At 60.2% G+C, this 13561-nt stretch carries 11 protein-coding genes; 1 reads left to right on the plus strand and 10 read right to left on the minus strand.

All coding sequences use genetic code 11. The annotated features are described in order from the left end of the window. Positions 1 to 5: 5 nt before the first annotated feature. The 8 genes from CK911_RS04195 to CK911_RS04230 all read right to left on the minus strand — a co-directional run bounded on the left by CK911_RS04195 (position 6) and on the right by CK911_RS04230 (position 8690). Positions 6 to 1340, minus strand: coding sequence for an MFS transporter (locus CK911_RS04195; RefSeq protein ID WP_098969089.1), 1335 nt, complete (start codon positions 1338 to 1340; stop codon positions 6 to 8). 27 nt (positions 1341 to 1367) lie between these two features. Continuing rightward, the gene (gene uhpB, locus CK911_RS04200; RefSeq protein WP_098969090.1) at positions 1368 to 2888 is read right to left on the minus strand and encodes a signal transduction histidine-protein kinase/phosphatase UhpB; all 1521 of its coding nucleotides are present in this window, start codon (positions 2886 to 2888) and stop codon (positions 1368 to 1370) included. Next, positions 2885 to 3475, minus strand: a complete 591-nt coding sequence (uhpA, locus tag CK911_RS04205) for a transcriptional regulator UhpA (RefSeq protein ID WP_042022130.1) — start codon at positions 3473 to 3475, stop codon at positions 2885 to 2887. The genes uhpB and uhpA overlap by 4 nt, the downstream gene beginning before the upstream one ends. 194 nt (positions 3476 to 3669) lie before the next feature. Then, entirely contained in the window at positions 3670 to 4065 is a 396-nt protein-coding gene (gene rnk, locus CK911_RS04210; RefSeq protein ID WP_068977176.1) for a nucleoside diphosphate kinase regulator, read from the minus strand. 245 nt (positions 4066 to 4310) lie between these two features. Beyond that, positions 4311 to 5048: an ABC transporter substrate-binding protein gene (locus CK911_RS04215; protein WP_098972445.1), complete on the minus strand. Its 738-nt coding sequence runs from the start codon at positions 5046 to 5048 to the stop codon at positions 4311 to 4313. Between the two features lie 82 nt (positions 5049 to 5130). Beyond that, positions 5131 to 5817 carry a hypothetical protein gene (locus tag CK911_RS04220; RefSeq protein WP_098972447.1) on the minus strand — a complete coding sequence of 229 codons (687 nt, stop codon included), beginning with the start codon at positions 5815 to 5817 and terminating at the stop codon, positions 5131 to 5133. Between the two features lie 72 nt (positions 5818 to 5889). Next, positions 5890 to 7281, minus strand: a complete 1392-nt coding sequence (locus CK911_RS04225) for an alkaline phosphatase (RefSeq protein ID WP_098969091.1) — start codon at positions 7279 to 7281, stop codon at positions 5890 to 5892. 11 nt (positions 7282 to 7292) lie between these two features. Then, positions 7293 to 8690: an alkaline phosphatase gene (locus tag CK911_RS04230; RefSeq protein WP_098969092.1), complete on the minus strand. Its 1398-nt coding sequence runs from the start codon at positions 8688 to 8690 to the stop codon at positions 7293 to 7295. Between the two features lie 321 nt (positions 8691 to 9011). Here CK911_RS04230 and ylqF point away from each other — a divergent pair, with 321 nt between their 5' ends. Then, positions 9012 to 9962, plus strand: coding sequence for a ribosome biogenesis GTPase YlqF (ylqF, locus tag CK911_RS04235; RefSeq protein ID WP_098969093.1), 951 nt, complete (start codon positions 9012 to 9014; stop codon positions 9960 to 9962). 426 nt (positions 9963 to 10388) lie between these two features. On the opposite strand, the gene CK911_RS04240 is transcribed toward ylqF, so the two are convergent. Together CK911_RS04240 and dinG are read right to left on the minus strand one after the other, a co-directional pair. Then, the gene (locus CK911_RS04240; RefSeq protein WP_098969094.1) at positions 10389 to 11048 is read right to left on the minus strand and encodes a DUF2057 domain-containing protein; all 660 of its coding nucleotides are present in this window, start codon (positions 11046 to 11048) and stop codon (positions 10389 to 10391) included. Positions 11049 to 11192: 144 nt separating this feature from the next. Continuing rightward, the gene (gene dinG / locus CK911_RS04245; RefSeq protein ID WP_098969095.1) at positions 11193 to 13265 is read right to left on the minus strand and encodes an ATP-dependent DNA helicase DinG; all 2073 of its coding nucleotides are present in this window, start codon (positions 13263 to 13265) and stop codon (positions 11193 to 11195) included. Positions 13266 to 13561 lie beyond the last annotated feature (296 nt).

The following is a 13561-nucleotide window of genomic DNA, read 5'->3' on the forward strand; positions in this document are numbered from 1 at the left end:
ACCCGCTACTCTGAATTCGCTTGAGCTGTTCTCGGTGCCTGCGCCTTGAGGAAGGGGAGCAGCAGCAGGGCCGAGACGCCCGCGGCCACCGAGATCACCACGAAGAAGCCGTTCCAGTGCCAGATCTCCATCACCTTGGCCAGCGGATAGCCCGACAGCGCCGCTCCCATGTAGGCAAACAAGCCGACAAAGCCGGTGGCGGCCCCCGCCGAGTTTTTGTGGGAACACTCCGCCGCCGCCATGCCGATCAGCATCTGCGGGCCAAACACGAAGAAGCCGATGGTGAAGAAACAGGCCGCCTGCATCACATAGCTGAAGAAAGGCATCAGCCACAGCGACCCCACCGCCAGCAGGATCCCCACCGCAAAGATCAGGTTCATCGGGCCCCGGTTGCCATTGAACAGCTTGTCCGATCCCCAGCCCGCCACCAGGGCGCCGATAAAGCCCCCCACCTCGAACATGGAGATGGCCGAGTTGGCGCTCATCAGATTGAAGCCGCGCTGCTCGGTCATATAGAGGTTGCCCCAGTCATTGATGGCGGTGCGCACCACATAGACCAGCACGTAACAGCAGGCGAGCAGCCAGATATAGGGGTTGCCCAGCACATATTTACTCAGGATCTGGCGGTGGGAGAGCCCCGCATCCTGGGTCTGCTGGGCCAGCTCCATGGCATCATTTCGCCACACGCCCACTGTCGGCAATCCCATGGCGCTCGGGGTATCCCGCAGCCGCCAGCAGAGGAACAACCCCGCGACGATGGCGATAAGGCCGGGCACTATCATGCCGTAGCGCCAGCCATGCTGCAGAGCGATGGTGCTAACGATGAGGGGGATCAGCGCCCCGCCCACGTTATGGGCTGTGTTCCAGGCCGACCACCAGACCCCGCGCTCGGTGCGCGAATACCAGCTGGTGAGCAGCTTGGAGCAGGGGGGCCAGCCCCAGCCCTGAAAGAAGGCGTTGGCGACCCAGAGGGCGGCAAACATCCAGAGGGCTGACGAGAGGCCGAACAGGATATTGATGACGCCGGTGGCCATCAGTCCGACCCCCATGAAGTAGCGCGGATTGGCGCGGTCACTGATGATGCCGGAGAAAAACTTGGAGCAGCCGTAGGTGAGATAGAACAGGGTCCACAGCATGCCGATGTCGGACTTGTCCAGCATGCCGCTCGCCAGCATGTCCGGCATGGCGAAGTTGAAGCTCTTGCGGGTGAAGTAGAAGACCGCGTAGCCCAAATACATGGTCAGCAGCAGGTGCAGTCGCCAGTGGCGATAGGTGGCGTCGATCTCGGCCTGATCCCGGATAAGGGGTTGGGGCGGCGCGCTTCTCATAAAACTCAGCACAGGCTTGCCCTCTGGTGATGATGGTGATCAGCCATGACTCTCCTCCCGTTTGCGACTGGGCAGGTTGACCGTCAGTTGGGTGCCGTGGATGCAGGATAGTTGCAGACTGCCCCCGAGCGCCTGTACCCGCTCGCGAATCCCGAGCAGGCCATAGCCCTGTTGCGGGCGAATCTGTGGCAGGCCGCGGCCATCATCTTCCAGCACCAGTTGCAACTGTTCGCCACTGGCTCGGGCGCGAATGGTGACCGAGTGGGCGTTGGCATGTTTGACCACGTTGTTGAGCCCCTCCTGACAGACCCGAAACAGGGTGACCCGCTGGGCATCGGAGAGATCCCCATCCGCCAGCTGCCACTCCAGTCGGGTGACGATGCCGTGACGTTCCAGCTCCAGCTCCCGCAGCAGGGCGCGCACCGCCTGCTCCAGGGTCATATCGTCGAGCTGGCGCGGGCGCAGCCGCCCGAGCAGACCGCGCACCGCGTCATAGATCCCGAGCGACAGGGTGTCGATGAGGGCGCTGCTCTGACCTACACCTGCGTTATCGGGGGCGAGGCGGCGCACTATGCCAGCCTGGGTACGAATGGCGGTGATGGTCTGGCCGATATCGTCGTGCAGCTCGCGCGCCACCTCTTTGCGGATGCTCTCCTCGGTCTCCAGCAGCCGCTCGGTGAGCTGGCGATTGTGGGCAAGCTGGCGGGTTAGCGCCTGATTGAGCTCGCGCTGGCGCTGGATCCCGGCGCCGAGCAGCAGGCCGGTGAGGCTCTGGGCCAGCAGGGAGAGCAGCAGGTCGAGGGGGTGATCATGCCAGGCCTGGCTCGCCAGTAGGGCGATGGTGTTCATCAGGGTGGCGAGCAGCGCCCCCTGCCAGCCATAGCGCCATGCCATAGCGATGATGGGAATGGCCAGACAAAACGGGGTAAAGCGTACCAGCGAGTTGGGCAAGCCCAGTTGCAAGCCAAGGCTCAGGCTAAAGAGCAGCAGATACCAGACCAGATGGCGAAAGCGCCAGTCCACCGGCTGATCCACTAGCGCAGGGCCTAGCGGCACCCAGGTGGCGCGGGTGAGGTAGTGCCAGATCAACATGCAGGTTGTGGTGAGGGTCAGGCCGCCGGTGAGGGTGAGCAGCAGGGCCGATAGGCCATCTTCCCCCACCAGATACCAGAGCAGGGCTTGCAGCAGAGCTGCCGCCGTGACGGTGGCCAGCAGCAACAACAGTTGCTGCCAGTCGTTGTATACCTGTTGGCGGCGGGCAATCCACAGGGGCAGCAGGGTGAGCACACTGCCCACAATTAGCCACTGCCAGTGGGGCAGCCCCACCTCCAGATTGAGCCAGTAGAGCAGCAGTCCTTCGCACAATAGCAGTGGCGGCCAGTAGTGGCCGGGGCTTTGCAGCAGCAACCCGAGGCGGAGGCCAAAGGGGAACAGCAGCACCGCCAGCGCCGGGCCACCCGCCAGATGCAGACTGATGCTCCAGAGGCAAAACCAGCCGGCGGCAAAGATGAAGCTGGCCGCCAGGGCGATGGCGACATAGCTGGCCAGACGGGAGATCACCAGCTATCCAGCATGCGGTGGGCCAGCTCGACGTTGTTGCTGACCTTGAGCTTGTCCATCAGGTTGGCGCGATGGACATGCACCGTCTTGGGGGAGAGGCCGAGCTGCTCGGCGATGGCCTTCACCTCCAGCCCCTGCGCCAGTAACTGGGCAATCTCCCGCTCCCGGTTGGTGAGGGGATCCCGGCTGCTGCTGGCGAGTTTCTGGGCGATGTCCGGCGTCAGGTAGCAGCCACCCAGAGCCGCGGTACGCACGGCGGCGATCAGCTCGTCCGGGCTGCAGCGTTTGGAGAGAAACCCCTTGGCGCCGGTTTGCAGCGCCTGCTCGATCAGCGCCGGGCTGTCGTGAACCGAGAGCATCACCACCGCCAGACCGGAGGGGAGCTGCTTGAGCAGCTCCAGCCCCGATTGGTCTGGCATCGAGATGTCGCAGACACAGACCCGTGCCCCGCTGCCGGGCAGACCGGCAAGGGCGTCACTGGCGGAGCCGAATTCGGCGACCACCTGCAGATCGGGCTCCAGATTGAGCAGTTGGGCAAAACCGGATCGGACGATCTGGTGATCGTCGATAAGGGCAATTTTTATCATGATGTCAGCCTGAAATTCGGTGCGTCATGACCATGACGCGGCCAACAAGATACCTGCCCCCCGAGTCAGGCTCAAGCAGCAGCAGGAAAAGGGGCTAAAAACCGGGGGGCAAGGTGAGCAAAGCTTGATCGGGATCAGCTGGTAAGGGTGGTCAACCGGGCTGATCAACAAGGGGATGACCAGCCCGGGGGGACTCAGCGGTGCAGCTCGCCGGCGCGCTCCGGCTGATAGACCACCTCCAGGATCTCCACCTCGATGGTGCGACCGGCCGGGCCTGGCCAGGCGATGCCGTCGCCTACTTTCAGGCCAAGCAGGGCGCTGCCTACCGGGGCCAGTATCGAAATGTTGCTCTCGTCGCCTTTGGCATCGCGCGGGTAGACCAGGGTGAGGCAGAACTCGTTGCCGCTGCTTGGCATCTTGAAGCGCACCTTGCTGTTCATGGTGACCACGTCCGGCGGCATGTCGGCCGGTTCGCGGATCTCGGCGCGGTTCAGCTCCTCTTGCAGGGCCAGGTGCTGCGGGTGGTTGCCGAGCAGTTGTTCGATACGGTCCAGATCAAGGTTGGAGATAACCAGATGAGGTTGTTTCATAAGATATTCCTTATCAATAGCGCAGAGGGCCAGGCTGACTTGGGCAGACTGACCATCACACTGGGTGTCACAAAAATGGATTCAACAGGTTCAATCGATTGAAAATGCCATGCCCCCAAGCGACTCGCGGCCGAAGGAGCGAGGCGGGGGCTCAGCAGGGTGTGAGCAAATGCGAAGAAATAGCGAGTATTTTCATGGGGCTACCATAACCATTCTGGTCAGCCTTGGCAACCGCGATTGAGTGACTACTCAGGAAGCTGATAGTTGTACTGGCGGATGATCCGCGCCAGCGAGCCATCACGGCGCATCCCCTCGATGGCGGCTTGCCAGCGCTGCGCCTCCTTGAAGGGGAATGCCTTGTTTGCGGCCAGAAACAGCTGGGTGTTCATCAGCACTTCCCCGCGAACCAGCTGTTGTGACGATAGCTTGTCCTGTTGTTGGGCATACAGGATGACATTCCACGCGGCGACCCAGGCATCAATGCGACCACGATGGAGTTTATGAGCGTTCAGTTGCTCATCTGCTACCGTTTCACCCTGGATCCCGACGCGCTGCTTGAGCAGATGTTGACCAAATGAGTAGCGCAGCACGCCCACATCAAGGGTGCGTAAATCGCTGCTCTTCAGCTGCGTTGGGTGAAATCGGCGATCGCTGACGATAAGAAATTGCTCATCCAGGATTGGGGTAACCCACTGGTAGAGGTGTTCTCGTTGACTGCTGCGAACGGGCGGTATCATCAACACATCCTGGCGATGAATGGTTTGGGTCAGGGCTCGTGGCAATGGCATCAGCTCGATAGTGAGCGGTTCCCCCAGTCGGCGGGCGGCTTCTTCCATGATCTCGATGGCTATGCCGCTTGGCTTACCATGGACGGACTGAATGACGTAAGGGGGCAGGTCGGCAGCTACCAGCACAATAGCCTGGACTCCGGAGTTCACCAGCATTAGCAGTAGGGTAAGCAAGGGCAGGCAGAGAGCGCGCATCAAGGTCATTAGCCAGAGTTGAATGTTCAGAGTGTAACATTCCTGTCAGCGATGTCTGTCCGCCTGCAGAGGGGTTGGGATCTCAGTCGAAGAAATCCCGCAGATCGCGCACTTCGTAATCAGCGAGTTGCTGCCAGGGGCGCTGCGCGGGCAGCTTGCGCAGGGTCACCTCCATCCGGTAGCTGCGATAGCCGTCAAGACTGGCCGATTCGACCACCAGCGGGATCTGCCACTGACTCGACCAGAGAATCCGGGTTCGTTGCCGACCTTCGCGTTTTTCATACCAGCTTGCCTGCTCGGGAGCAGCTTCATCCAGCGGTGTCATCCCCTCCAGCAGCGCCGGGTTGACGAGATGGCGGATCCGCGGCCAGTCGGGTTTGAAGGCCACCTGGCCATACTCTTCCACCGGCACCTCCACCAGTTGGTTGTGCCAGCTGTCGGCATAGCGCAACTGAAGTTCACCCTCATCACTGCGACTGACCCAGCGGGCGGCCATCTGGTGGGTAAAGTGCTTGTGGCCGGGGGTGGCGTCGTGAGTGGCGTGATAGGCACGGGCAAGGGGGAGGGGAATGAGCCGCTGGCTCCACACCTGATTGCCTACTCGCAGCCACTTCTCTTGCCAGACGCTCTCTCTGGCGATGCCATCGCTGCCGGTGACCCGGTCGTGATAGCTGATCCGGGCCGCGAGATCCGGGGGGGAATCGTCGGCATGGAGGGGGAAGGCGAGGGTGCTGCCAAGCAGCCATAACGAAAGTAAAAGTCGCATCATCATCTGTCGCTCGAAAGAGCTGGGGCCCGGGCCGCTGAGCCGATTGCTCAGATGCACCCGGGCCCCCGCTGCTTACAGGCCGAGCGCCTCCCGCAGTTTGCCAAATACCTTGGTGTTATCCAGCGTGCCTTTGAAACGGTTGCTGCCGGCGCCATCGGCAAACAGCATCACATCGCCTCCGCCGTGGGTTTCCGACGCTAGCTTGACGCCGGTCTCCTGCAGATAGTCATTGGCCATCACCTGATCGCTGGTGAGGACGGGGCGCACGTTTGCACGGTTGGGGCCGTTACCGAATACCAGGGTGGTGAAGGGCTTGCCATCCACATCATTCTGGGTCGAGCCATCGCCATTTTTCACCAGATCCAGCACCGGATTGCCCTTGGCGGAGTAGCCGTTAATGGTCATGGTGTGGTCATGGTCGGCGGTGACCACGATCAGGGTATTGCTGAGGTCCACTTTACCGAGCGCCGTCTTGACCGCTTCATCCAGCGCCACCGCATCGGTGAGAGATCGTTTGGCGTTGGTGGCGTGCAGGGCGTGATCGATCCGGCCACCCTCGACCATCAGGAAGTAGCCCTGGCTGTTCTGGCTCAGCAGATCGATCGCCTTGGCGGTCATCTCGGAGAGCGACGGCTGGGTATTGGCCGACCCCTTGGCAACCCGATCCAGCTCGTAGTCGAGGTGGGATTTGCTGCTGAACAGACCGAGCACCTTGCCGCTGGTGACCTGGGCCAGTTCACTTTGGGTGGTGACATAGCTGTACCCCTGCGCCTTCATCTCGGCGGTCAGGTCGCGGTTGTCATTGCGACCGCCCTTGTTGCTGGCGCTGTAGGGCGTCCAGTGGTTGGCACCACCGCCCATCAGCACATCGACCCCATCCCCCAGCGCCTGGTTGAAACCAGCGCCTCCCGGAACGGCCTGCGCGGCGATGTCATAGGCGGCATCCCGATGGCAGATGTGGGAGTAGGTGGCCGCCGGGGTGGCGTGGGTCAGCTCGGTGGTGGTGACGGCGCCGACCGATTTGCCTGCCGCCTTGGCCAGCTCCAGGATGGTGGGCACCGGCTTGCCGTTATCGCTGCTGCAATTGTCGATGGTTTTGTTGCCGTTGCTGTCTTTGCCGGGGGCGACGGCTTTGGTGTCGCTGCTCATGGCGATCACCTCGTTGTTCATCTTGACCCCGGTGGTGTAGGCCGCCATGGAGGGGGCAGAGTCGGTGGTCTGGGCATCGTTGGAGAAGGTCTTGATGCGGGCACTGCGCGGCAGTTTCATCATCTCCAGATTGCCCTCTTCTCCCACCTTGAACAGGCGGGTAGCGGTGAGCACGGTGGGGCCCATGCCATCACCGATAAAGAGGATGACGTTTTTGGCATCACCGGCTTGTGCCTGGGAGGTTGCGCCCAGCGCACTGAACAGGGCGGCGCAGACCAGCGTGTGCTTGATGGATGTGTTCATCTGTTTGCTCATGAAAGTGCTCCTTACAGCTTGGCCGCAGCCTTGATCTTGCCGAACACGGCGGTGTTATCGAGTGAGCCATGGAAGCTGTCAGCCCCCTTGCCGATGGCGCCAAGGAAAACATCGGTGCCGCCGTGGGTCTCGGTGCCGATCTCGCCCACCTTGACCACTACCTCTTGGCGATAGTCATTGGCAGAGACGGTGGCATCGTCGAGCGGGGCGACGCTGCTGCGCGGGCCATCCACCCGGTTGTAGCCGTTGCCAAAACCTATGATGGTGTAGGGCATGCCCTCGCTATCCTTGCTGGGATCCCCTGTCTCGTAGTTTTTCACCAACCCCAGAACCCCCGGATTATTGGCGGTGGTCTTGCCGGTACGTTTGGCATAGCCGTTCAGCACTAGCGTATGGTCATGGTCGGCAGTGACCACGATCAGGGTGTTTTTCAGCTCGGGGTCGCTCTTTTTCACCTCGTCGATGGCGGCCTTGATGGCGTTGTCGAAGGCGAGGGTATCTTGCAGCGCCCGCTTGGCGTTGGTGTCGTGTAGGGCGTGATCGATGCGGCCCCCTTCCACCATCAGGAAGTAACCCTTCTCCTTGCCCTTGAGTTGCTTGATGGCGGCCAGGGTCATCTGGACCAGTGACGGCTCGCTGGCGGGGCGGTCCAGGTCATATTTCATGTGGCTGGAACCAAACAGGCCCAGCAGCGGCTTGCCCGCATCGGCCTTGTTCAGCTCATCCAGATTGCTGGCAAACTGGTAGCCTTTGGCCTGCATTTCGCTAATGAGGTTGCGGCCATCCTCCCGCTTGCCCTTGTCGGCTTTGGGTAGGAAGAAGCTGCTGCCGCCACCGAGCACCACATCCAGCCCCTCCTTGAGGGCGCTGTTGTAGCCTTTGCCGCCCGGTACCAGTTGGGTGGCGATATCCGCCTCCAGATCCCGATTGCAGATATGGGCATAGGTGGCCGCCGGGGTGGCGTGGGTCACCCGGGTGCTGGTTACCACGCCGGTACCGCGACCATCGGCCTTGGCCAGCTCCAGCAGGGTAGTCACCGGCTTGCCGGCACTCTTGCTGCAGTCGCTTTCATAGGTGGCATCGCCGTCCATGCTGATGACGCCATTGTTGCTCTTGACCCCGGTCATGTAGGCCGCCATGGAGGGGGCCGAGTCAGTGACCTGGGAGTCGTGGGAGAAGGTCTTGATAAAGGCCGTCTCTGGCAGGGTATCGATGGTCAGATCACCCTCTTCGCCGACACCGTAGATACGGGCCGCCGTCAGGGTGTTGAGGCCCATGCCATCACCGAGGAAGAAGATGACGTTGGTGGGCTGGTCGGCGGGCTTGGTCGCCACCGTGTCATTGTCTGATTTGCAGCCGGCGGCCAGGGCGGCGCCGATCATCACTGCAAGTCCTGCCATTTTTCTCATTGGGGTTCGCTCCTTGTAAAACCTGAGCGCAGCCTAGAGGTCGCAGATGACACTTTTACTGACTATCGGTGACGGTTGTGTGAAAAGATGATAAAAATGTTACATCATATCAATATGTTATCTATCAGTTGCCCTGACTTAACGGATCTTTTCCGGCCCGGGCGCCCCGTCATGGCGGTTTGCTGATTTGATGGCGTGATGGTTAGAATGACCTGTCAAAATGCGGCTGCAGCAGGTAAAATGCGCCCCCTTCGTTCTATGCCTGCCACCGAGCGGCCGTAGTTCCTTACGCGCCCCCATAGTCCACAGAGAGTAACGCGAATGTCCATCAACTGGTTCCCCGGTCACATGCACAAGGCCCGCAAAGAGATTGCCGAGGTCATGCCCCAGGTCGATGTCATCATCGAGATGCTCGATGCCCGCATCCCCTTCTCCAGCGAAAACCCGCTGGTGCCCGAGCTGCGTGGTGATACCCCGGTGATCAAGGTGCTGAACAAGGCGGACCTCGCCGACCCGGCGATCACCGAACTGTGGGTGGCACACATGGAAAAAGAGAAGGGGATCAAAGCGCTGCCGCTGACGCAACAAGAGCCGGAGAAGATCAAGCAACTGCTGAGCCTCTGTCACGAGATGCTACCGGAACGCAACTTTGAGCTGCGTGGCGTGCGGGCGATGATCATGGGGATCCCCAACGTGGGCAAGTCCACCCTGATCAATACCCTGGCGGGGCGCATCATCGCCCGTACCGGCAACGAGGCGGGGGTGACCAAGTCCCAGCAGCGGATCAAGCTGGAAAACAACGTCATCCTGACCGATACCCCGGGTTTCCTCTGGCCCAAGCTCAACCCGCCCTCCTGCGGCTATCGTCTGGCGATCACTGCAGCCATCAAGGATACGGTGTTCGACTATGCCGATATCGCCATGTTTGCGGCCGACTACTTTATCAAGGCCTATCCGGAGCGGATCAAGGCGCGCTACCAGATAACCGATCTGCCCGAGACCGAGATCGAGCTGCTGGAGATGATCGCCCGCCAACGGGCCTTCGTGCGCAAAGGCGGTCTGGCCGATCTGCACAAGGCGTCCGAGATCCTGATCAACGAGTTCCGCTCCGGCCTGCTTGGCCGCATCTCGCTGGAAACCCCGGAGATGGTGAGCGTCGAAATCGTTACCGCAGCGGAAGAAGCGGCGCAAAAAGCCAGTGAGAAAGCAGAGCGGGAGGAAGAGCGCCAGGCCAGAGCCCGTCGCAAGTACGCCCGCAAGCGTCAAAAGTAGTGAGCGGCCACGCATCCCGTTTCGCCCGCTAACCGTTGGCAAAACCCGGACGAGTCAGCGTTAGCACATTGACGAAGCTGGAAGAGGCGACCCCAAGGGTCGCCTCTTCTGTTTTATGGCATTTGTTGTATGGCATTTTTTATGGCATTGCACGGTGGCCATGTTGGTGTGTCTGGCAAGAGGGGTCTGCGCCACAGCGTTGGCTCGCCGCCTCGGGTAGCAGAGGGGGGATTGAAAATGTGCAGCGACATGGCGCTGTTCTTCCGCGTAAAGCAGCACTGTTTGTAGATGAAATTCGTACAGTAAAGTGCGAAAACAAGGTGAGGCGTGATGACACTGCTGGATATGGAAAAGGGGAGCTCGGCTCCCCTTTTGCTATACAAACATCTCAGTACTGACACCCCTGTAGAGAGATATCAGCCCAGCTTATTGCTGCTGGATAACCCAGATCTGGAAGGCTTTGCGGGTTTCCGCATCCGCCTTGTTGTACCAGTTTTGCAGCTGGGTCAGGGCTTCTGGATTGCTCTGGGCCTTGCTCGGGGCAGCAGCAACTGGCGCGCTGGCAGCAGCCATCACGGCAGCGGTAGAGACGGCTACTGTGGTCGGCTGGTTGAAAGCCTTGCCCATGTTGATCAGCTCTTGCTGATAGTCACGGGTCAGCTGGAAGCCTTCTACTTTCGGCATCACAAACTTTTCGCTGCTCACTTGCTGGCCAGTGACCTTGTCTTTCAGCGCCACTTGCTGATCTTTGACAAACTGCTTGGCCTCGGTTTCGTTGCGGGGCTTTTTGTAGTCCAGCACCAGCTTCTGGTTATCGGCGGCAGTGAAGTTGAGCACCAGCGGCTCGGCGGTCACCAGCTTGATCTCGCTGCGGTTGGAGAAGTTGCCTTCAAAGGCGATGACCAACTGGTGTTTGCCGGCAGTGAGGGGGAAGGTACTGGTTTTGTCGAGCAGCTTGGGGTTGATGGATTGGCCATCGATCAGCTGGACGACATAGGGATTGGACACTTCCAATTGAGCATTAGCCAGGGCGCTACCCGCCCACAACAGACCAGCCAGCGCCGGTACCAGAACAGTCAGTTTCATTTCATCTCCTTGAACAGTCAGGCGATTGCCCACTGAAAACAGGGGCTCATTTTTGCAGGTTTGGCCCACTGCGGCAATGGCTCTTTCTGGTGCGCATCGTTCACTCTATTGTCTGCTTTTATATCAATAACGGAGGGGCAGACCTCACTCGATCCGTCGAGTGAAGGGGGGGAGTGCGTCGAGCAATCCTTTGCCATAGCGTTTGGTTAACAGCCGCCGGTCGAGAATGGTGACCCGGCCCCGATCGGCCTCTTTGCGAATGAGGCGGCCACAGGCCTGAATGAGTTTGCGGGAGGCTTCCGGCACCGTCAGTTGCAGGAACGGATTCCCCCCCCGCTGCTCGACCCACTCGGCGGTAGCCTCTTCGACCGGTGAGTTGGGCACCGCGAAGGGGAGCTTGGTGATCACCAGATTGGTAAGGTAGTGGCCCGGCAGATCCAGCCCCTCAGAGAAGCTACCGGTACCAAACAGAATGCTGGCCTGACCGCCATCGCATTTTTGCTTGTGCAAGGTGAGTAGGGCGTTGCGAGAGGCTTCCCCCTGCACCAGCAGAGAGAGCCCCTTGGCGCGCAGTCCCGCCACCACTTCATTCATCTGTCGATAGGAGGAGAAGAGCACCAGGCTTGCCTCCTTGCCCGCCAGAATACGAGGCAGCACGCTGATCAGCTCGCTGGTAAAGGCCGGCGAGTTGGGTTCGTGCTCCATTTTGGGCAGGTAGAGTTCGGCCTTCTGGTATTCAAAGGGGGAACGCAAGCGCAGGTAACGGGTGCCGTCGTGCTCCTTGAGCCCTACCTGATGGCGAAAATAGCTAAATGAAGAGAGGGCGGTGAGGGTCGCGGAGACCAGCACGGCACCCAGACACTTGGACCACAGCCACTCTTCCAGCAGATAACCCACCTCGATTGGGGAGGCGTGCAACCAGATATCGCCATCGTCACTCTTGGCCATCCAGCGGGCGAGTGGGGTCTTGCCGGTCGGTACATGGCGCCCCAGCATCTCCCACAATGCGCAGAAACTCTCCAGCCGCTGCAAGTGAAAACCACTCTCGGCCAGCAGGGGCTCGGCCTCTTTGCGACGGATCTCGCCATCTTTCAGCGCTTCACCGATGGCGCTCTGCATCCGATCCAGAGCCCGCAACGCCTTCTTGCTCGATTCCTTGAGGTTTTCCGCCAGCATCGGCAGGGGATCCGGTAATACCCCTTCCGCGAAGCGGTAGTGGGGTTCACTGCCAAACAGCCGATCGTTGGCGCTGAGCCACTGCTCGACCGCTTTCAGGTCGGGCTGGATGGAGGCCAGCGCATCCTGCAGTTTGAGTTGCGGGTCGATCAGGCTCTCTTTATTGAGCGCCCGCGCCAGTTTGCCCGCACTCTGTACCAGCTTCTCCAGCCAGCGACGGGAGCCTTTGACGCTGGCCGATGCAGCGCCGTGATCCCGGGCTATGGTGGGCAGGTGATGGGCCTCATCGAGTACATAGATACACTCATCGGGGGGCGGCAGTATGATGCCACCGCCCATGGTGAGATCGGAGAGCAGCAGCGCATGGTTGACCACCAGTACATCGGCACTGTCCATGTCGTTGCGGGCCCGATGAAAGGGGCAGTGTTGATGGTGGCTGAGGGCCTTGTTACAGGTGTGGCGGTCGGCGGCGATATGCTGCCAGCAGGCGTCTGATATGGGTTCTGGCCAGTTATCTCGATCCCCGTCCCACTTGCCATCGGTATAGGCCTGCCACAGGCGGGCAAAACGATCCTTGTCGCTATCTGACGGCTTGTGCTTGCTCAAGGTACCAAAGTCGATTTCGAAGTTGGCCATCTCGACGCCACTGGCCGCTTGCTCCAGCAGGTGCTCGCAGCAATAGCGCTGGCGTCCCTTGACCAGCATAAAGCGAAATGGCAGCTCGCTGTGGCGGTGGTAAAAAGGGAGGTCCTTGTGGATCAGCTGCTCTTGCAGGGCCACGGTGGCGGTGGAGATCACCAGCTTTTTCTGGGTCAGTCGGGCCACCGGAATAGCCCCCTGAGCGTAGGAGAGGGATTTGCCGATCCCGGTACCCGCTTCGGCAACCAGGATCCGGCGCTGTTTGTCGTACTCCCCAGTCAGGGTTTTGGCTATCTCGGCCACCAGAAAGTTCTGCTCTTTGCGCGGCACAAAACCGGGCAGTCCATCCGAAATCTGGCGATAGGTTTGACGAATGGTAGCTTTGAGGCGAGTCGAGAGCATGCAGGAATGGCCATTGAGGGAGTTAACAGAAGGGTAAGGATACCTGTAACCCCTCCTTGAGGTCGAGGTTACTGCGATTATCACGGCAAGGTTACGCGCAGCAGACCAGGTTGGTGATTTATCAGGTGGTCAGCCCCTTTAGCCTGTAAAACAGGCTGTTTGAGTCCGTTTTTTCAGCGAAATGGTTTGTAAACGTTTTCCCTTTGCTGGATGACGAGGTGAGATCTGGCTCACACTTTCGCTTTGCTGACTATGATTTCCATAAAAAGTTCCAAGTTTTTTCATTGCGGTTCAAA

The sequence above is a fragment of the Aeromonas sp. CU5 genome, from assembly GCF_002586745.1.
Lineage (GTDB): Bacteria > Pseudomonadota > Gammaproteobacteria > Enterobacterales > Aeromonadaceae > Aeromonas > Aeromonas sobria.

Excerpts from the sequence above, each read along its gene's own strand:
- CK911_RS04225 (WP_098969091.1), bottom strand. The coding sequence starts at position 7,281 with ATGAGCAAACAGATGAACACATCCATCAAGCACACGCTGGTCTGCGCC.
- rnk (WP_068977176.1), bottom strand. The coding sequence starts at position 4,065 with ATGAAACAACCTCATCTGGTTATCTCCAACCTTGATCTGGACCGTATC.
- CK911_RS04240 (WP_098969094.1), bottom strand. The coding sequence starts at position 11,048 with ATGAAACTGACTGTTCTGGTACCGGCGCTGGCTGGTCTGTTGTGGGCG.
- ylqF (WP_098969093.1), top strand. The coding sequence starts at position 9,012 with ATGTCCATCAACTGGTTCCCCGGTCACATGCACAAGGCCCGCAAAGAG.
- CK911_RS04215 (WP_098972445.1), bottom strand. The coding sequence starts at position 5,048 with ATGCGCGCTCTCTGCCTGCCCTTGCTTACCCTACTGCTAATGCTGGTG.
- dinG (WP_098969095.1), bottom strand. The coding sequence starts at position 13,265 with ATGCTCTCGACTCGCCTCAAAGCTACCATTCGTCAAACCTATCGCCAG.
- uhpA (WP_042022130.1), bottom strand. The coding sequence starts at position 3,475 with ATGATAAAAATTGCCCTTATCGACGATCACCAGATCGTCCGATCCGGT.
- CK911_RS04220 (WP_098972447.1), bottom strand. The coding sequence starts at position 5,817 with ATGATGCGACTTTTACTTTCGTTATGGCTGCTTGGCAGCACCCTCGCC.
- CK911_RS04230 (WP_098969092.1), bottom strand. The coding sequence starts at position 8,690 with ATGAGAAAAATGGCAGGACTTGCAGTGATGATCGGCGCCGCCCTGGCC.